At 68.5% G+C, this 18,729-nt stretch carries 18 protein-coding genes; 9 read left to right on the forward strand and 9 right to left on the reverse strand.

The genetic code is table 11. The features are described from left to right. Positions 1 to 22: 22 nt before the first annotated feature. The 3 genes from cydB to hisC form a co-directional block, all read right to left on the reverse strand. The gene (cydB, locus tag ACZ6S6_RS17295) at positions 23 to 1,024 is read right to left on the reverse strand and encodes a cytochrome d ubiquinol oxidase subunit II (RefSeq protein WP_362953241.1); all 1,002 of its coding nucleotides are present in this window, start codon (positions 1,022 to 1,024) and stop codon (positions 23 to 25) included. A gap of 18 nt (positions 1,025 to 1,042) precedes the next feature. Next, positions 1,043 to 2,551 (reverse strand): cytochrome ubiquinol oxidase subunit I, encoded by a 1,509-nt coding sequence (locus tag ACZ6S6_RS17300; RefSeq protein ID WP_362953242.1) that lies wholly within the window; start codon positions 2,549 to 2,551, stop codon positions 1,043 to 1,045. Positions 2,552 to 2,860: 309 nt separating this feature from the next. Continuing rightward, positions 2,861 to 3,940, reverse strand: coding sequence for a histidinol-phosphate transaminase (gene hisC / locus ACZ6S6_RS17305; RefSeq protein ID WP_362953243.1), 1,080 nt, complete (start codon positions 3,938 to 3,940; stop codon positions 2,861 to 2,863). A gap of 371 nt (positions 3,941 to 4,311) precedes the next feature. Between hisC and ACZ6S6_RS17310 the strand changes: the two genes are divergently transcribed. From ACZ6S6_RS17310 to ACZ6S6_RS17320, 3 genes are all read left to right on the forward strand, one after another. After that, positions 4,312 to 5,424: a LacI family DNA-binding transcriptional regulator gene (locus ACZ6S6_RS17310; RefSeq protein WP_078617615.1), complete on the forward strand. Its 1,113-nt coding sequence runs from the start codon at positions 4,312 to 4,314 to the stop codon at positions 5,422 to 5,424. 173 nt (positions 5,425 to 5,597) lie between these two features. Beyond that, positions 5,598 to 6,656, forward strand: a complete 1,059-nt coding sequence (locus ACZ6S6_RS17315) for a metallophosphoesterase (protein WP_362953244.1) — start codon at positions 5,598 to 5,600, stop codon at positions 6,654 to 6,656. A 182-nt stretch (positions 6,657 to 6,838) separates the two neighbouring features. After that, positions 6,839 to 7,663, forward strand: coding sequence for a hypothetical protein (locus ACZ6S6_RS17320; protein ID WP_469706142.1), 825 nt, complete (start codon positions 6,839 to 6,841; stop codon positions 7,661 to 7,663). 30 nt (positions 7,664 to 7,693) lie between these two features. Here ACZ6S6_RS17320 and ACZ6S6_RS17325 read toward each other — a convergent pair whose 3' ends face one another. Continuing rightward, positions 7,694 to 8,530 carry a hypothetical protein gene (locus tag ACZ6S6_RS17325; protein WP_469706288.1) on the reverse strand — a complete coding sequence of 279 codons (837 nt, stop codon included), beginning with the start codon at positions 8,528 to 8,530 and terminating at the stop codon, positions 7,694 to 7,696. A 108-nt stretch (positions 8,531 to 8,638) separates the two neighbouring features. Further along, the gene (thiC, locus tag ACZ6S6_RS17330; RefSeq protein ID WP_362953246.1) at positions 8,639 to 10,471 is read right to left on the reverse strand and encodes a phosphomethylpyrimidine synthase ThiC; all 1,833 of its coding nucleotides are present in this window, start codon (positions 10,469 to 10,471) and stop codon (positions 8,639 to 8,641) included. A gap of 196 nt (positions 10,472 to 10,667) precedes the next feature. On the opposite strand from thiC, the gene ACZ6S6_RS17335 reads away from it, so the two are divergent. Then, on the forward strand, positions 10,668 to 12,014 hold the full coding sequence (locus tag ACZ6S6_RS17335) for a YibE/F family protein (protein ID WP_469706143.1): 1,347 nt from the start codon (positions 10,668 to 10,670) through the stop codon (positions 12,012 to 12,014). Positions 12,015 to 12,095: 81 nt separating this feature from the next. Here the strand turns inward: ACZ6S6_RS17335 and ACZ6S6_RS17340 are convergent, their stop codons facing one another. The 4 genes from ACZ6S6_RS17340 to ACZ6S6_RS17355 all read right to left on the reverse strand — a co-directional run bounded on the left by ACZ6S6_RS17340 (position 12,096) and on the right by ACZ6S6_RS17355 (position 14,323). Next, a complete protein-coding gene (locus tag ACZ6S6_RS17340) occupies positions 12,096 to 12,533 on the reverse strand; it encodes an SsgA family sporulation/cell division regulator (protein ID WP_024489558.1) in 438 nt (145 codons plus the stop codon). 101 nt (positions 12,534 to 12,634) lie between these two features. Then, entirely contained in the window at positions 12,635 to 13,405 is a 771-nt protein-coding gene (locus ACZ6S6_RS17345) for an IclR family transcriptional regulator (RefSeq protein WP_362953248.1), read from the reverse strand. 259 nt (positions 13,406 to 13,664) lie between these two features. Further along, positions 13,665 to 13,868, reverse strand: a complete 204-nt coding sequence (locus ACZ6S6_RS17350; RefSeq protein WP_362953249.1) for a DUF5326 family protein — start codon at positions 13,866 to 13,868, stop codon at positions 13,665 to 13,667. Between the two features lie 137 nt (positions 13,869 to 14,005). Beyond that, a complete protein-coding gene (locus tag ACZ6S6_RS17355; RefSeq protein ID WP_362953250.1) occupies positions 14,006 to 14,323 on the reverse strand; it encodes a cupin domain-containing protein in 318 nt (105 codons plus the stop codon). Between the two features lie 68 nt (positions 14,324 to 14,391). Between ACZ6S6_RS17355 and ACZ6S6_RS17360 the strand changes: the two genes are divergently transcribed. From ACZ6S6_RS17360 to ACZ6S6_RS17380, 5 genes are all read left to right on the forward strand, one after another. Next, the gene (locus ACZ6S6_RS17360) at positions 14,392 to 14,769 is read left to right on the forward strand and encodes a phage holin family protein (protein WP_362953251.1); all 378 of its coding nucleotides are present in this window, start codon (positions 14,392 to 14,394) and stop codon (positions 14,767 to 14,769) included. 67 nt (positions 14,770 to 14,836) lie between these two features. Beyond that, a complete protein-coding gene (locus tag ACZ6S6_RS17365) occupies positions 14,837 to 15,967 on the forward strand; it encodes a cystathionine gamma-lyase (RefSeq protein ID WP_362953252.1) in 1,131 nt (376 codons plus the stop codon). 218 nt (positions 15,968 to 16,185) lie between these two features. Beyond that, complete coding sequence (locus tag ACZ6S6_RS17370) at positions 16,186 to 17,082, forward strand: LysR family transcriptional regulator (protein WP_362953253.1); 897 nt, start codon at positions 16,186 to 16,188, stop codon at positions 17,080 to 17,082. A gap of 63 nt (positions 17,083 to 17,145) precedes the next feature. Then, complete coding sequence (locus ACZ6S6_RS17375; protein WP_362953254.1) at positions 17,146 to 17,625, forward strand: NUDIX hydrolase; 480 nt, start codon at positions 17,146 to 17,148, stop codon at positions 17,623 to 17,625. A 146-nt stretch (positions 17,626 to 17,771) separates the two neighbouring features. Beyond that, positions 17,772 to 18,677 carry a GNAT family N-acetyltransferase gene (locus tag ACZ6S6_RS17380; RefSeq protein WP_362953255.1) on the forward strand — a complete coding sequence of 302 codons (906 nt, stop codon included), beginning with the start codon at positions 17,772 to 17,774 and terminating at the stop codon, positions 18,675 to 18,677. The last annotated feature ends 52 nt before the right edge of the window (positions 18,678 to 18,729 follow it).

The following is an 18,729-nucleotide window of genomic DNA, read 5'->3' on the forward strand; positions in this document are numbered from 1 at the left end:
GCGTACCAGGTCGCTACTGCGTTCAGTGCGCGTCGGCGATGTGGTGCGTACCGATCCGCTTGCGGAACACCCAGTAGGTCCAGCTCTGGTACAGCAGCACCAGCGGAGTGGCGATCCCCGCGCACCAGGTCATGATCTTCAGCGTGTACGGGGTGGACGAGGCGTTGGTGACCGTGAGGCTCCAGGCATCGTTCAGCGAGGACGGCATGACGTTCGGGAAGAGCGTCAGGAAGAGCATCGCGACCGCGGCCGTGATGGTCACTCCGGAGAAGGCGAAGGACCAGCCCTCGCGCCCCGCCGCGACGGCGCCGATCGCCGCGACCAGGGACACCACCGCGATGATCATCGCGATCAGGCTCCAGCCGTCGCCGTTGTCGGCCTGGGTCCAGATCAGGAAGCCCAGTGCCAGCACCGCGGTGACCGCGCCCAGCTTCAGCGCCAGCCGGCGCGCCCTGACCCGGATGTCGCCGACCGTCTTGAGCCCCGCGAACACCGTTCCGTGGAAGGTGAACAGGGAGAGCGTGACCAGCCCGCCGAGGATCGAGTACGGATTGAGCAGATCCCAGAAGTTGCCCACGTACTCCATGTCCGCGTCGATCTTCACGCCGCGCACGATGTTCCCGAAGGCCACACCCCACAGGAGTGCCGGGATCAGCGAGGTCCAGAAGATCGCGTTCTCCCAGTTGGTCTGCCACTTGTCCTCGGGCCGCTTCGCCCGGTACTCGAAGGCGACACCGCGCACGATCAGGCAGAGCAGGATGATCAGCAGCGGCAGGTAGAACCCGGAGAACAGCGTGGCGTACCACTCGGGGAACGCGGCGAACGTCGCTCCGCCCGCGCTGAGCAGCCAGACCTCGTTGCCGTCCCAGACGGGCCCGATCGTGTTGATCAGGACCCGCCGTTCCTTGCGGTCGCGGGCCAGCAGCTTGGTGAGCACACCGATCCCGAAGTCGAATCCCTCCAGGAAGAAGTAGCCGATCCAGAGGACGGCGATGAGCACGAACCAGACGTCGTGGAGTTCCATCTCTCGGCTCCTGCGCTCTCAGTAGGAGAAGGCCATGGGCCGGTCGGCGTCGTCATCGTCGCCGCCGATCCTGGTGGGCGGGTTGAGGTCGTCGTCAGTGAGCTCCGGAGGCCCGGCCTTGATGTACTTCACGAGCAGCTTGACCTCGACCACGGCCAGCGCCGCGTAGAGCGATGTGAAGAGGATCATCGAGGTGAGCACCTCGCCCTGCGAGACGCCGGGGGAGACCGCGTCACGGGTCTGGAGCACGCCGTAGACGACCCAGGGCTGCCGGCCCATCTCGGTGAAGATCCAGCCCCAGGAGTTGGCGATCAGCGGGAAGAGCAGGGTCCACAGGGCGACGATCCAGTAGCACCTGGCGAGCTTCGGGCTCAGCGCCTTGTTCTTGAACAGGACCAGGTGCGGCACTTCGTCCTCACCGGTCCGCATCTCCGGTGGGAGCATGAACTTCTTCCGGGTCAGCCACAGCCCCAGGATCCCGAGGGCGAAGGACGCCATGCCGAAGCCGATCATCCACCGGAAGCTCCAGAAGGCGACCGGGATGTTGGGCCGGTAGTCGCCGGGCCCGAACTTGTCCTGCTCGGCCTTGTTGATGTCGTTGATGCCGGGGACGTACGAGTTGAAGTTGTCGTCGGCGAGGAAGGACAGTACTCCGGGGACCGAGATCTCGACGGAGTTGCGCCCCTTGCTGACATCCCCGTACGCGAAGATCGAGAACGGCGCGGAGTGCTGCCCGTCCCACAGCGCTTCGGCCGCGGCCATCTTCATCGGCTGCTGCTTGAACATCACCTTGCCGAGCTGGTCACCGCTGACGGCCGTGAGCAGACCGGCGGCCACCACGGTGATCAGCCCCAGCCGGAGCGAGGTCCGCATCACCGGGATGTGCCTCTTGCGGGCCAGGTGGAAGGCGGAGATGCCGACCACGAACGCCCCGCCGACCAGGAAGGCCGCCGTGATGGTGTGGAAGAACTGGGCCAGCGCGGTGTTCTGGGTGAGCACGTGCCAGAAGTCGGTGAGCTCCGCGCGTCCGCGTTCCTTGTTGATGCGGTAGCCGACCGGGTGCTGCATCCAGGAGTTGGCCGCCAGGATGAAGTACGCGGAGAGGACGGTGCCGAGCGAGACCATCCAGATGCAGGCGAGGTGGATCTTCTTCGGCAGCCTGTCCCAGCCGAAGATCCACAGTCCGATGAAGGTGGACTCGAAGAAGAACGCGATCAGCGCCTCGAACGCGAGCGGAGCACCGAAGATGTCTCCGACGAACCGCGAGTAGTCCGACCAGTTCATGCCGAACTGGAACTCCTGGACGATGCCGGTGACGACGCCCATGGCGATGTTGATCAGGAAGAGCTTTCCCCAGAACTTGGTGGCCCTGAGGTACTTCTCGTTGTTCGTCCGCACCCAGGCGGTCTGCAGGCCCGCGGTGAGCGCGGCGAGCGAGATCGTCAGGGGGACGAAGAGGAAGTGGTAGACGGTGGTCGTTCCGAACTGCCATCGCGCCAGGGTCTCCGGCGCCAGAGCTAGCTCCACGTCGTCTTCTCCTTACGTCGCCGTAGTTGCACCGGCAGTTTGTCCCTTAAATCCGACTGATCATGGGAGGAAGCAGGACACGCTTGTGAACGCGTTCACATTCACAAGCAATTATGGCGCACCCCCGAATCGAACTCTCGGCCGGGGTACCCCTTCAGGGACGTACTGATCATTTCCCCCGAAGCAGACACCGCTCCGGCCCCGGGACGAGGCAGGCGGAAGGGCCCCGCACCTCGCGATCGAGGTACGGGGCCCTTCTTCATACGGATGCCTCCGGCGGCCTCCGCCAAAGATCCTTTACAGCTACCGCTACAGCTCCTTGCGGTACGACTCCGTCACCTTCAGGAACAGGTCGTTGGCCTCGTCCTCGCCGATCGTGACCCGCACACCCTCGCCCGCGAACGGCCGGACCACCACGCCGGCCTTCTCGCAGACCGCGGCGAAGTCGGCGGTACGGTCCCCCAGCCGCAGCCAGACGAAGTTCGCCTGGGACTCCGGCACCGTCCACCCCTGCCGCACCAGCGTCTCCTGCACCCGCTGACGCTCGCACACCAAGGAGCCCACCCGGCCCAGGAGTTCGTCCTCGGCACGCAGCGACGCCACCGCCGCGTCCTGGGCGAGCTGGCTGACACCGAACGGCACCGCGGTCTTGCGCAGCGCGGCCGCCACCGGCTCGTGGGCCACGGCGAAGCCGACCCGCAGACCGGCCAGACCGTAGGCCTTGGAGAACGTCCGCAGCACCGCCACATTGGGCCGGTCCCGGTAGATCTCGATGCCGTCCGGCACATCGGCGTCGCGGATGAACTCCTTGTACGCCTCGTCCAGCACCACGAGCACATCGCCCGGCACCCGGTCCAGGAACCGCTCCAGCTCGGCCCTGCGCACCACGGTGCCGGTGGGGTTGTTCGGATTGCAGACGAAGATCATCCGGGTCCGGTCGGTGATCGCGTCCGCCATCGCGTCCAGGTCGTGCACCTCACCGTCGGTCAGCGGCACCTTCACCGACGTCGCACCGCTCACCTGCGTGATGATCGGGTACGCCTCGAAGGAGCGCCACGCGTAGATGACCTCGTCGCCAGGGCCCGACGTGGCCTGCAGCAGCTGCTGCGCCACACCGACCGAGCCGGTGCCGGTGGCCAGGTGCGAGACAGGCACGCCGAAACGGTCGGACAGCTCGTTCATCAGGCCGGTGCAGGCCATGTCCGGGTAGCGGTTGAAGTGCGCGGCCGCGGCCATCGCGGACTCCATCACCCCCGGCAGCGGCGGATACGGATTCTCGTTGGAGGACAGCTTGAAGGCGACCGGTCCGTCCGCCGCGGCCGGCTTGCCCGGCACATAGGCGGGAACGCCGTCCAGCTCGGCGCGCAACTTGGGGCTCGTCTGGCTCACCGCAGGTCCTCCTCGTCCGTCTGTACACATCAATACTGCTCACCTTATGAGGATTGGGCGCCGCTGCGAACGGCGGGACAGAGGATTCGTCCGGTGGGCCCCGGAATGAGGGGGAGCGCTCCGCCCCCTGGCGCGCGCCGGTGGCTCACTCCGTGGCGCGCGTCCCTCGAAGAGGTGAGTTGAGACCTCTTCGAGACATCGCCCCTACGGCAGGCCCATCCGGTCCGGCACCCCACACATGATGGTTCTGTCCAATAACACCCTTGATTCACAAGGCTATTGACTGCTGATGACCATGCAGAAACGTGCCTGTCAACGCATGCATATGCGATCAGACCAACTACCCGTGCGAGCCCTACTATCGGCTCGCCATGACAGCAGCAGGGAAGCACCAGGTGAGCCGGACGGAGACCCCCCGGCGCGGCGGCAGGCGGGGACGAGCAGGCATCCGGGATGTGGCCGCCGCCGCCGGAGTCTCCATCACGACCGTCTCCGACGCGCTCAACGGCAAGGGCAGGCTCCCGGACGCCACCCGCCGCCATGTCCGCGAGGTCGCCGAGCGCTTGGGCTACCGCCCATCCGCCGCGGCCCGAACGCTCCGTACCGGCAAGTCCGGCCTGATCGGCCTGACCGTGACGACCTACGGGGATGAACCCTTCACCTTCACCGAATTCGCGTACTTCGCCGAGATGGCCAGAGCCGCCACGTCCGCCGCGCTGGCCCGCGGCTACGCCCTCGTCATCCTGCCCGCCACCTCACGCCACGACGTCTGGTCGAATGTCGCCCTCGACGGCACCGTCGTCATCGACCCCTCCGACCAGGACCCGGTCGTCACCGAACTCGTCCGCCAGGGGCTGCCCGTCGTCTCCGACGGCAGGCCGGCCGGGACCCTCCCGGTCACCGCCTGGGTCGACAACGACCACCGGGCCGCCGTGCTCGACCTCCTCGACCACCTCGCCGCCGCCGGGGCCCGCCGTATCGGGCTGCTCACCGGCACCACCACCGACACGTACACCCGGCTGTCCACCACCGCGTACCTCCACTGGTGCGAGCGGGTGGGCCAGGATCCCGTGTACGAGTCCTACCCCGCTCACGACCCGTGTGCGGGCGCGGTGGCCGCCGACCGCCTGCTGGCCCGCCCGGACCGCCCTGACGCCGTCTACGGGCTCTTCGACCCCAACGGCACCGATCTCCTCGCGGCGGCCCGCCGGTACGGTCTGCGCGTCCCTGAGGACCTGCTGCTGGTCTGCTGCAGCGAATCCACCGTCTACGCGACGACCGAGCCGCCCATCACCACGCTCTCGCTCAAACCGCGCAGAATCGGCACGGCGGTCGTCCAGCTGCTCATCGACGCCATCGAAGGCGTCGACCAGGACGGCCCGGTGGAGCAGGTGATACCGACGGAGCTCATCGTCCGGACCTCCTCGCAACGCCGTCCGCCCCGCACCACGGTCAGCGCGCCGCGCTCTCCGGCGGGGGATTGATCCGACCAATCAGGACTAATCGACCGGATATCCCGGCGTGCGTTCGGATTCACCACCCCTGGTGCGTCACAGAGCACGATTCGCATTCCTATGATGGGCGGACGACACCGCGGACCGCCCCGACCAGCAGGGCCCGTCAGGTGTACGGCGGCGCGACGGTGGTGGAGGGGTCGATGACACAGGGGGCCGGTCAGGAACCCGCGGTGCGGACGGCGACGTTGCGCGACTTCCGCGTACCGCCCTATGCGCAGTCCCCGGCGCCGCCCGCGGCTCCGCGCCCGGGGAGCGCCTTCCCGGAAGGTGAGGCGCCGGAGGGGTACACCCCCACCGCGCGCGACCTTCCGGTGATCACCCGCGACGACACCGTCAAGGTGCGGGCCGTGCCCGAACCGCGGCCCGCCCAGGATCCGGAGCTCGGCCCCCTGTACGTGGTCGGCGACGTCCACGGCTATCTGGACGAGCTCCACGCCGCCCTCGCCGAGCAGGGCCTGATCGACGGCGAGGGCAACTGGTCCGCGGGCAACGCGCGGCTCTGGTTCCTCGGCGACTTCACCGACCGGGGGCCCGACGGCATCGGCGTCATCGACCTCGTGATGCGGCTGTCCGCCGAGGCCGCGGCCTCGGGTGGCTACTGCAAGGCCCTGATGGGCAACCACGAGCTGCTGCTCCTGGGCGCCAAGCGGTTCGGCGACACCCCGGTGAACTCCGGCGCGGGCACCGCCACCTTCCAGGCCGCCTGGCTGCTCAACGGCGGCCAGAAGACCGACATGGAGCGGCTCCAGGACGTCCACCTCCAGTGGATGTCCCGGCTCGACGCGGTCGTCGAGGAGGACGGGCATCTGCTGATGCACTCGGACACGACGGCGTACCTCGACTACGGAACCACCATCGAGGACGTCAACGACACGGTGCACGCCATTCTGACGCGGAACGACGCCGATGAGTGCTGGGACCTCTTCCGCAAGCTCACCAAGCGCTTCGCCTTCCGCGACGAGTCGGGCCCGCAGGCCGTCCAGCAGCTGATGGCGGCCTACGGCGGCCGACGCGTCGTCCATGGTCACAGCCCCATTCCGTATCTGCTCGGCGAGGTCGGCTCCGAGGAGGGCGAGAACAGCGCGGGCCCGCTGGTGGACGGCCCGCACGTGTACGCGGACGGGCTCGCCATCGCCATGGACGGCGGAGTGACCATGGCCGGAAAGCTACTGGTCGTCCAACTCCCCCTGCATGACTGACGGCCCTCGGGGAAGACGCATGAACGACCTGACCATGCCGACCACTGGGCCTATTTCCGGAAACCCCCTGTCACCCTGTGCCGTGGGCGCTCTACCATCGGCGTACCAGTAGCAGGCTCTCCTCCGTTTCCGCCCAACTGCCCGGTCGAATCGGGCATACAGGCCCTACGGAGCATCGGGGGATGCACATGAACAGCGCTCCGCACCTGCTGACCGAGGACCGCCCCGAGTACGAGCGGATCCTCGACGACGCGCTGCGTCACGCCCATGAACGACCAGATCTGGCCGCAGTCGGCGAACGGCTCAACCCGGTACAGCTGCGCACCATGGCGATGGCCGCCACCGCCCTCATCACCGCCACGGCCGCCACCGAGTACGAGCACTACGTGAAGGCCCGCGAAGAGCTGCGCGCCACCGCCGCCGGCACCGACCAGGACTCCGTCCGGGGAACCGGCGCCGACGATCCCGACCAGTCGGGCGCCGGCATAGGAGCCGTCGTCACCGTTCTGGCCCCGGTGCTCGCCGGCACGGCCGCGGTGATCTTCCTGCTGGTCGGTTACATCCTGAAGATGCTCAGCCCGCCACCGTCCTTCGCGGGGACCATGGTCGACGCGGGCTGGTTCTTCGCGGCGCTCACCGCGGCCGCCATCCTGATCGCCGCCATCGGCCTCCTCATCACCGCCCTGCGGAACGGCTCCACCTCCCTGGCCGCCGATGACTCGGGCGAGGAGCTGCCGCAGGACGTGGCGCGTGCCCGCGAGGCCTGGCGGCACGCACTGCTGGAACGGGGCATCCTGCCTTTCCTGCGGGACGCACTCGCCGACCCCGGCGCCGCCCCCGCCGCGCGCACCCCGTACCCCTCGGCCAACCGCATCCCGAAGATCGGCTACAGCCGGCCGGACTTCTCCAGCCCGGACGACGGCCCGGCGGCCGCGCCCCGGCCGACCTTCACCAGCCCGGACTTCTCCAGCCCCGATTTCGGCGGGCCGGAACACGAGATGGACTGACGGGACCGGGCCGGCGAACGCGGGCGCCCGTCACCGGGCCGGTCGAGCCCCACGGCTCAGGCTGGGCTGAGAGCGCAGAGCCGCCAGCCTTCGGTGATCGTCGGGGCCGGCCAGGCCCTCGCCCAAAGCCAAGAGCGACAGAAGCCGCACGGAACGCCCCACCGATGCTGCCGCCTCCAGCTTGTGATGGCCGTCGAGCAGGAAATGCGTCAGCCCCCAGTGCTCGTACTCGTCGGCCGGCTCGACAGCGATCGCGGGCTGACACAGATCCAGAGTCGACACCGCGACCGCTGTCGGCACAGAACCTCGACCCATCCGATCGGCATACTCCGCCACGCGCTCCCGCTCATTCCAGGACGGAGGAACCATCGGCACCACGAACTCATAGAGGTGCGCGTTGTCGTCGACCACGGTCTCGAAGGTCCGGTAGTACGGCGTACGCGGGTGTTCCGGAAGCCCCCAGAACTGGTCAAATCCCCAAGTGGCCACCTGCTCACCGCTGAAGTAGTCGCCCTCCTTCCCCGGAATGACCAGCCGTGGCTCGACACTGAGCAGCAAGGGAAGGTAGTCGCCTTCCGGCAGCAAGGAGCCGAACGCATCCAAGATGTCGTCCTCCAGGCCGGAGAGCGGGTCGGCGAGACGATCCCGCATGCCTTCCAACGACAACGTCTCGTTGGCACCCTCAAGCCGCCGGAACAGGAACTGACACGTCCCACACCAGGAGGAGAGCTCGAACGCGGGCTTCTCATCGAGGACCAGCAGCCTGCGCCGCGGCGCCGACCCCAGTTCGTGGAGCTCCGTCTCGAACCCCAGCCTCGCCTCGGACCCGGGAACTCCGAGCCTGCGCGGCTCGCCGACCATATTCATCACGCCCACGACGCTACGAGACCCACCGCCAACGCCCAAACCACTTCTTCCGGACAGCGGCCGGGCAGCTCCCTTCACCACCGGAGCCACCCAGCCGCCCTGTGGGCGTCAGTCCGCCAGCGGCAGGTACACCCGGTTACCCGCTTCGGCGAACTCCCTGGACTTCTCCAGCATCCCCGCCTCGATCTCCTCGTCCGAGGCCGAAGGGACCAGGTCAGGGGCGAACTGCTCGGTGATGCTTCTGCTGATCTTCATCGAGCAGAACTTCGGACCGCACATCGAGCAGAAGTGCGCCGTCTTCGCCGGCTCGGCCGGCAGCGTCTCGTCGTGGAACTCCCGCGCCGTGTCCGGATCGAGCGCCAGATTGAACTGGTCCTCCCACCGGAACTCGAACCGGGCGTCCGACAGCGCGTCGTCCCACTCCTGCGCCCCCGGGTGCCCCTTGGCGAGGTCCGCCGCATGGGCCGCGATCCGGTAGGTGATGACGCCGGTCTTCACATCGTCCCGGTTGGGCAGGCCGAGGTGCTCCTTGGGCGTCACGTAACAGAGCATCGCCGTCCCCCACCAGGCGATCATCGCGGCGCCGATGCCCGAGGTGATGTGGTCGTACGCCGGCGCGACGTCGGTGGTCAGCGGGCCGAGCGTGTAGAACGGCGCCTCCTCGCAGATCTCCTGCTGGAGGTCGATGTTCTCCTTGATCTTGTGCATCGGGACATGCCCCGGGCCCTCGATCATCGTCTGGACGCCGAACCGCTTGGCGACCGTGTTCAGTTCGCCGAGCGTGCGCAGTTCGGCGAACTGCGCCTCGTCGTTGGCGTCCGCGATCGATCCGGGGCGCAGCCCGTCGCCCAGTGAGTACGTCACGTCGTACGAGGCGAGGATCTCGCAGAGCTCCTCGAAGTGCTCGTACAGGAACGACTCCTTGTGGTGCGCGAGGCACCACGCGGCCATGATCGAGCCGCCCCGGGAGACGATGCCGGTCTTGCGGCGGGCGGTCAGCGGCACATACGGCAGGCGCACGCCGGCGTGGACCGTCATGTAGTCGACGCCCTGCTCGGCCTGCTCGATGACGGTGTCCTTGTAGATCTCCCAGGTCAGCTCCTCCGCCCTGCCGTCGACCTTTTCGAGGGCCTGGTAGAGGGGCACGGTGCCGATCGGCACCGGGGAGTTGCGCAGAACCCACTCACGGGTGGTGTGAATGTTGCGGCCGGTGGAAAGGTCCATGACCGTGTCGGCGCCCCACTTGGTCGCCCAGGTCATCTTGTCCACCTCCTCCTCGATGGAGGAAGTCACCGCGGAGTTGCCGATGTTGGCGTTCACCTTCACCAGGAACCGCTTGCCGATGATCATCGGCTCGATCTCCGGGTGGTTGACGTTGGCCGGCAGCACGGCCCGGCCCGCGGCGATCTCCTCGCGCACCACCTCGGGCTCGACGTTCTCCCGGATCGCCACGTACTCCATCTCCGGGGTGACCTCGCCTCGGCGGGCATACGCGAGCTGGGTCACCGGGCGGCCGTCCCGGCTGCGCCGCGGCTGGCGCGGACGGCCGGGGAAGACGGCGTCCAGATTGCGCAGTCCTTCCCCGAGCTCTCGGCTTCGCTCGGGCAGGGGAGACCCCATCCGCGGTGAGGTGTGCTTGAGCCCGTCGTCCTCGGGCCGCGCGGCCCGGCCGGCGTACTCCTCGGTGTCGCCGCGGGCGATGATCCAGTTCTCCCGCAGAGGTGCGAGTCCGCGGCGGACATCGGTGTCGACGGCGGGATCGGTGTACGGCCCCGACGTGTCGTACAGCGTCACGTCCTTGCCGTTGGTGAGGTGCACCTGGCGGACCGGCACCCGGAGGTCCGGGCGCGAGCCCTGGACGTATCCCTTGTGCCAGCCGATGGACTTCCCGGCCTCGTCGCTCTGATTGGAGGCAGGCGTGCGTGCGTCCGCTGTGGTCATGAGACCTACTCCCTACGCCGGCATTACCCGGTAACAGGTTCGGCGGTCGGCGCAGCGTGTCCCGTACGGATGTACGGAGATCAGCGCCCTCTCAGCCCGGTGCTCCGAGCTCCCGCGTGTGCAAAGGTGCCACCACGCTAACGCCCTCGCGGGTGTGCTGAACAGAGGGCCCTGTTCTTGTTGCGATGATCGGCCGGTGACGTCCCCCCATATCGTTCCCGAACAGCCGGGCCCTCAGCACACCCACTCGCACAGCCACAGCCACGGCCCCGCCGCCCCCGTGTCCAAGCATCTGCGCAAGGTGATCGCCGCCGTGCTGATCCCGTTCGCGGCCGCGGTCGCCGTCGGTCTCGTGCTGCTCTGGCCCGGTGGTGCGCCGGCGCACGAGCGCACCGGTGTCGGTTTCGACCGGCAGACGCAGCAGGCCGAGGTGGTGAACATCGACAAGGTCGACTGCAAGGACGTGAACGCGTCCCAGCTGCCCACCAGCGGCGAGACCACGCCGCCGACGGGGGACCCGGCCACCGGTGGCGACGGGGCAGGGCTCTGCGAGAAGGCCACGGTCGAGGTCACGAGCGGCGAGGACAAGGGACGCACGTTCATCGAGGTCGTCCAGCCCGACGCACCGCGACAGCTGCGGGAGGGGCAGGGCGTGGTGGTCGCGTACGCCCCCGACGCACCCCATGACCTCCAGTACTCCGTGACGGACGTGAACCGGAATTTCCCGATGGCACTGCTGGCCGGGATCTTCGCCGTGGCGGTGGTCGTCGTGGGCAGGCTGCGCGGGGTCATGGCGCTGGTGGCGCTCGCCCTGTCGTTCGCCGTGCTGACCCTGTTCATCCTCCCGGCCGTCCTGCAAGGCTCGAATCCGCTGATCGTGGCGGTCGTCGGAGCCGGCGCCATCATGCTGATCGCCCTCTACATCTGCCACGGGCTGACCGCCCGCACCTCGGTCGCCGTCATCGGCACCCTGATCTCACTGCTGCTGATCGGGCTGCTCGGCTCGCTCTTCATCGGCTGGGCAAGCCTGAGCGGGAACACCGATGACAGCACCGGCCTCATCCACGGCCTGTATCCGCACATCGACATGAGCGGTCTGCTTCTGGCCGGCGTCATCATCGGCTCGCTGGGAGTGCTCGACGATGTGACGGTCACCCAGACGTCGGCTGTCTGGGAACTGCATCAGGCGGACCCGACGATGAGTACGAAGCAGCTCTACCGGGCAGGGATCAGGATCGGACGGGACCACATCGCCTCGGTGGTCAACACCCTGGTGCTCGCCTATGCGGGCGCCGCGCTTCCGCTGCTGCTGCTGTTCTCGATCGCCGAGAGCAGCATGGGGACGGTGGCCAACAGCGAACTGGTGGCGGAGGAGATCGTGCGGACGCTGGTCGGCTCGATCGGGCTGGTCGCCTCGGTGCCGGTGACCACCGCGCTCGCGGCACTGGTCGTCTCCGCGGACCGTACGGGGGTCGGCGCGGAAGCCGGAGCTTCGGCACCCGTACGGAGTGGCGGAGGACGCCGCCGACGAGCGAGGTCCTGAACGGTCGCACACGGAGAGTGATTCACCCGTTCGGCAGGTGTGGTGTTCGACCGGCACCCTGGGCTGGAGGGACGGTCCCCGTCAGCCGGCGTTCTGTTCCTCGGCCAGAATTCGCCCCAATGCCTCTTCGAGATTGCCCTCGAAGTCACCCAGCGTGCACTCCTGCCCGAGGGGGACCAGCTTGTCCGTCCTGTCGAGAAAGGCCACAAGTGGTGCCGTACCTGCCCTGAAGAGAGCACGGTCCGCCCCCACCTGGAGCCGGATGTGGACATCGCACAGCCCTTCGGGCTCCGTCGGCCCGATGTGTACGTCGCCGTCGCCACTGGGGCTGTTGAGACCGTCGAGCAGCAGCTCACGGCCGAAAGCCCAGGTGACGGGGGCGTCGCCGGGCAGATGGAAGGTCATCCGGATCGCGTACGGATCGCACACTTCGTACCGGAGCTCCACCGGGATACGGAAAGAGAGCTCCTCGGAGACGAGGAAGCTCATCATGACCTCAGCTTGAACCGACTCGCGCATCGTTCAACCCCGCAGTAGATGAATCTGGCCAGGAATGATCCCCCGTGGCCCTATTGACGCCATCGTGGTGCACGCGATAGCAGATCACAAGGAGTGATTTTTCAGATACTGATAGAGAACACGAACGAACGCAAGAGGCTGGCCACTTCGCCACGTAGTCGTTCGACTGCGGGGAGCAACCGATCTTCCTGGTCGAGAGGTACCGAAATGGCCATCGCCGCAGCCGTGAAACCGGCCGTGATCGGGATGGCCGCGCAGACCGTCCCGAGGGCGTACTCCTGTCGCTCGACGACAGGTTCCATTCGCTCCAGCGACCGCAGCCGTTCAAGCAGGGCCGGGCGGTCGCGTACGGAGTAGCGGGTCAGCGGGCGCACCGGATGCCGGTCCAGGTGGTCATCGCGGGCCTTCTCGTCGAGCTGGCTCAGCAGACACTGGCCGATCGCGTGGGCGTGCCCGGTCTCCTGGAAGGCGGCCCATTCGTCCACCGCGGGCGCTGCCGGGGTATCGGCGACCGCGACGAGTTCGATCTCACCGTCGCGGTAGACGGCGCAGTACACCGGGGCTCCGATGATGTCCCGCCAGCGGCCCAGCGACTGGGTCATCCGGCTGCGACGGTTCTGCAGAGCGCCGTCGTCCACCAGCCGCTCGGCGGCTGCGCCGAAGAGGAAGACGCCGTTCTCCCGGCGCAGATATCCCTCATGGGTGAGGGTGCGCAGCAGGTGGTAGGCGGTGGGCAGCGGAAGCCCCGCCTCCCGCGCGAGCTGCTTGGCCGGCGCCCCGTCGCGATGGGCGCCCACGGCCTCCAGCAGCCTCAGCGCCCGCTGCACCGATCCGATCAACGTCGGCACAGCGGTACTCGATGCCGTGGTCAACGGTCACCCCCAGGCATGGTGACGGGCGGTCAGCCCGCCTGTGGAGGCCGCCTCCACATGTCTGCCGCGGGCCTGGCTCCGGAGTCCGGATGCCGTACCCACCACTGGTCAGGTGGTGGCTGACGGTGCTCTCCCAGGCGGCGGCAGCGGATTTTCACTGTATCGGCAGCGCCCGAAGGGGGTGTCGTTTCGTCTTCCGCTTAGCTCGGCTGGCCTAACCGTCCGGCCGGTCGCGCGGCTACCGGCCTCCACACAGGCCCTAGGAGGAGGACGACATGAACTTCCGCACGAGGAAGACGACCCCGCCGACCAGGACCACGAAGATCAGGACCTTGAAGAGCAGCCAGACGACGAAGCCGACCAAGCTGGCGATCAGGCTGCCGAACACGACGATCGCGATAACGGGCACCGCGATCCACTTCACCCACCAGGGCATTCCCGCGAATATCTCCCGCACGGCCATCGTCCATACCTCGTCTCTGTGAGTTCCTGCTTCGATGCTAGAGGTACGGGGGTGGTCGGCGGGGGCCTCGCAGCCCTTGAACTCCCCTGATCGAACCCTTAGGGATCCCCGAGAGACGGCTCCGCCTCCCGGACCCCTCAGCCCTCGGGCGGCGAGAAGACCACCATCACCCGCAGATCCTCGGTGATGTGGTGGAACTTGTGGGCCGTGCCGGCAGGTACGTACACAACACTTCCTCTGCCCACCTGTGTGGTTTCCATGCCCACGGTGATCGACCCGCGCCCGCTGACGACAAGGTAGACCTCGTCCTGCTCGTGCGGCTGCTGCGGGTCGATCGCACCGGCGTCCAGCGCGTACAGGCCGACAGACATGTTCCGTTCGCGCACGAACTGCAGATACGCGCCGTCGTTGGCGGCCCGTTCCGCTTCCAGCTCGTCCAGTCTGAATGCCTTCATGACCTGTCCGCCCCTTGCCTCTGCCCAGCCGGTGTCCACCACCGATCATGTCTGCCACGATCAGACACATGAAGAATTTCGTAGTCAAGACGATCGCCAACGCGGGTGCGCTGGCAGTGGCCATCTGGCTGCTCCAGGACATCACGCTGACCGGCGGCAGCACCGGCCGCAAGGTACTGACCCTGATCGTGGTCGCTCTTATCTTCGGCCTGGTCAACTTCTGCGTGAAGCCTGTCCTGAAGCTGCTCACGCTGCCGCTCTTCATCCTCACGCTGGGGCTGTTCACCCTGGTGGTGAACGCCCTGATGCTGATGCTGACCTCCTGGCTGGCCGACCAGTTCGATCTGAGCTTCCACGTCCACGGCTTCTGGACCGCCGTCCTCGGCGGACTGATCATCTCGATCGTGTCGTGGGCGCTGAACGTCGTCCTGCCCGACGAGGACTGATCCGCGTACACCTGGAACAGTGCGGGCAGAACCGGTGACGGACCAGGAAGAGCAGTGAGGACACAGTATGAGCACCATGGGCGACGGAACCCGCGCGGTACGGGCCGGCCTGCCGGACCCGGAACAGTACGAACCGACTCTCCCGGGCCCGGTCTTCGCCGCCCACTTCCACCTCTCCGGCGAGCCGACCGGCCCGTACACCTACGGCCGTGACACCAACCCGACCTGGACCCATCTGGAACGGGCCATCGGCGAGCTCGAAGCGCCGGGGGAGAGCGTCGAGACCACCGTCTTCGCCTCCGGGATGGCGGCGGTCTCGGCCGTGCTGCTCTCCCAGGCGCGCAGCGGTGACGTGATCGTGCTGCCCGACGACGGATACCAGGCGCTCCCGTTGGTACGGGCGCAGCTGGAGGCCTACGGGGTGGAGGTGCGGACCGCCCCGACCGGGGGCGATGCCCAGCTGGCCGTCCTGGAGGGCGCCAAGCTCCTGTGGATCGAGACCCCGTCCAATCCCGGGCTCGAGGTCTGTGACGTGCGGCGGCTCGTCGACGCCGCGCACGCGGGCGGCACGCTGGTGGCCGTGGACAACACGCTCGCCACCCCGCTCGGCCAGCGCCCGCTGGAGCTGGGGGCCGACTTCTCGGTGGCCAGTGACACCAAGGGCATGACCGGGCACGGCGACATCCTGCTCGGCCACGTGGCCTGTCTCGACCCCGAGCTGGCGGCAGGGGTGCGGCGCTGGCGCAAGGTGGTCGGTGCGATCCCCGGGCCGATGGAGGCCTGGCTCGCGCACCGCTCGCTGGCCACCCTGGAACTGCGGATCGAGCGGCAGTGCGCGAACGCCCTCGCTCTCGCCGAGGCACTCGCCGAGCGCCGGGAGGTGACCGGACTGCGATATCCCGGGCTGCCCACCGACCCCTCGCACCCGAACGCCGTGCGGCAGATGCGGCGCTTCGGCTCAGTGGTGTCGTTCGTGCTGGCCGACCGGGAGACCGCCGAGCGCTTCCTCTCGGCGCTCCGGCTGGCCGAGGACGCGACCAGCTTCGGCGGGGTGCGTTCCACCGCCGAGCGACGGGCCCGCTGGGGCGGCGACGCCGTACCGGAAGGCTTCATCCGCTTCTCGGTGGGCGCCGAGAACCCGGCGGACCTGGTGGCCGACGTGGAACGGGCGCTGGCCGAGGCGGTCGCCGGAAGCTGAGCGGCCGTGCCGGCGGCAGCCGATGCGGTACGGACGGCCCGAGCCTCCCCCCTCGTGGCTCGGGCCGTCCCGGCACGCCGCGTTCTCCACGCGACGAACCGCCTCGACAAGGCTAGTTGACTCTGCGTCAGTGTCCAATCACAGTAGCGGCAGCGGCCTATCGGCATATTTATGGTTGTCCGGGCCCGACGCGTCGCGACGGTGAGAGGGGACAGGACATGGACCTGGCCCTGCTGCGCACATTCGTCACCGTGCACCGGGCCGGTTCGTTCACCCGGGCCGCCGCACTCCTCGGCCTCTCCCAGCCCGCCGTGACCTCCCAGATACGCACCCTGGAACGGCAGCTGGGCCGCCCTCTCTTCCTGCGCAGAGCCCGCGGTGTGACCCCCACCACCATCGGGGACGAACTCGCGCACCGGGCCGCTCCCCATCTGGACGCGCTGGTGGAGATCACCGAGGCAGAGCTCGACGAGGAGTCGGGCGTTCGCACGCTGCATCTGGCCGGACCACCGGAATTCACCTCAGTACGGGCGCTGCCCGCGCTCACGCCGCTGATCACCCAGGGCCTCGCCCTGCGCAGCTCGTTCTCCGCGGACACCGACGAGACGCTGGACGGCCTGGCCGCCGGACACCACGACCTGGCCATCGTGACGGCCCGCCCGCGCGGCGGGCTGCTCACCGCGACCCCGCTCTGCGACGAGGAGCACGTCCTGGTCGCCGCGCCCCGCTGGGCCGCGCGGCTCGGTCCTGGGACCCTGCGACGCAACGGCCCGGTGGTCCTGGAACAGCTGCCGGTGGTGGAGGTGCACGAGAGCCTGCCGCTCGTCTCCCGCTACTGGGCGGCGGTCTTCGACAGCCGGCCCGCAGCCGCCGGGGCCGTCATCGCACCGGACCTCCGGGCGGTCCTGGAATGCACGGCGGCGGGCGCCGGGCTGGCCGTCCTGCCCCGCTATCTCTGCGAAGGCGCACTGGAACGGGGCGAGGTGGTGGCGCTCCTCGACCCTCCGGTGCCCCCGCTGCGCACCTATTTCCTCGCCGCACGGACCGGCACGCTCGCACTGCCGCATCTCGCTCGCGCACACGAGTGGCTGCTGCGCGCCGCATCCGACTGGTGACCTCAGGACGGTCCGGCAGCCCTCAGGTGTTTCAGAACGGGTCCAGCGGGCCACGCTCTTGCCATGACCGAACGTCCTGTGGTCAAGCGCACCGCACGCGCCATCCTGCTCGACGGCAACGACCTCATCCTCATCAAGCGCACCAAGCCGGGGGTGGATCCGTACTGGCTCACTCCGGGCGGCGGGGTCGAACCCGAGGACGCGACCGTCGTCGACGCCCTGCACCGCGAGGTGGACGAGGAGCTCGGCGCCAAGATCACCGATGTGGTCCCCTGTTTCGTCGACACCGTGGAGCACATCGAGGGCAGCGGGGTGAAGGGCGTCAAGGTCCAGCACTTCTTCGTCTGCCGGCTCGACTCGATGGACCTGTCCCTGCGCCACGGACCCGAGATCGACGACCCCTGCGGGGAGTACGACGTCGTACGGGTGCCGTTCAGCCGGGTCGGGATCGCTGCCGTCCACCTCGTGCCGCTGTCGCTGCGCCACTACCTGGACGGCAACATCGAGGGCGTCCGCGCGATGCACGCGACCGATCTGGGCTGAGTGGCTCCGGAGTTGTTTCACGTGAAACAGCCCACGCGCAACAGCTCACGTGAGAGGCCGCCCTGGCGTGGCCGGCGGCCGCGGGTCTCGGCCAGTTCCGTTAAAGCGCTGGACGAGCGATCATCGTGTCGGAGAGCCTGACCCCCATGTCCAGTCCACTGCCCCGCCCACTCGCCGGTCTGCCCGTCCGGCGCCTCACCCGGGACGATCTGGTCCCTTGCGCCGATCTCTCCGAGGAGCGCGGCTGGCCGCGTGATGAGCACCGATGGGGGCTGCTCCTCGCGGCGGGAACGGGCTTCGGTATCGACGACCCCGACAGCAAGGGCCTGATGGCGACCTGTGTGGTGACGTCCTACGGCCCACGCATGGCCGCCATCGGCATGCTGCTGGTCGCCGGACGCCACGCCCGGCAGGGGGTCGCCCAGCAGCTGATGCACCAGGTGATCGAATCGACCGGGGGCACTCCCCTCAGCCTCTACGCGACGACACCGGGCCGGCCGCTCTACGAGAAGCTCGGGTTCGTCGCGGTGGGCAGGGCCGAGCGGATGAGCGGGCATTTCCAGCCGTCCGCCGAGCCCGGCAGCCCGGTTGCGGATGTTCATCCAGGCCTTGGGGTCCGCCCCGGCCTCACCGTTCGTCCTGCCTCGGCCGGGGACCTTCAGGCCATGCTCCGGCTGGACGGAAACGCCTTCGGGCTCGACCGGACACACCTCCTGACCCGCCTCCCCGCCTTCGCCGACCACCTGCGGGTGGCCGAGGAAGGCGGAGAGCTCGTCGGCTATGCGGCGCTCTGGCCGAGCTCGGGCAGCCACGTGGTCGGCCCGCTCGTCGCGCGGGACACCGCCACGGCGAAACTCCTCGTGTCCTCGCTGGCCGGGGCGACCGACCAGCCGCTGCGTGCCGACATCGACGCCCGTCACGAGGAACTGCTCCGCTGGCTCGGGGAGCGCGGGCTCCGGCACGACTCCGCGACCACGGTGATGACCCTCGGGGAGCAGCCGCCGGGGGACTGGACGCAGCGCTTCGCGCCGCTGAGCGTGGCGACGGGCTGACATCCCGGCGGCGGTCCGGGCGGGCCGGGCGGGCCCGCCGGTTCGTAGTCTC

Source organism: Streptomyces sp. NPDC048671 (assembly GCF_055587045.1).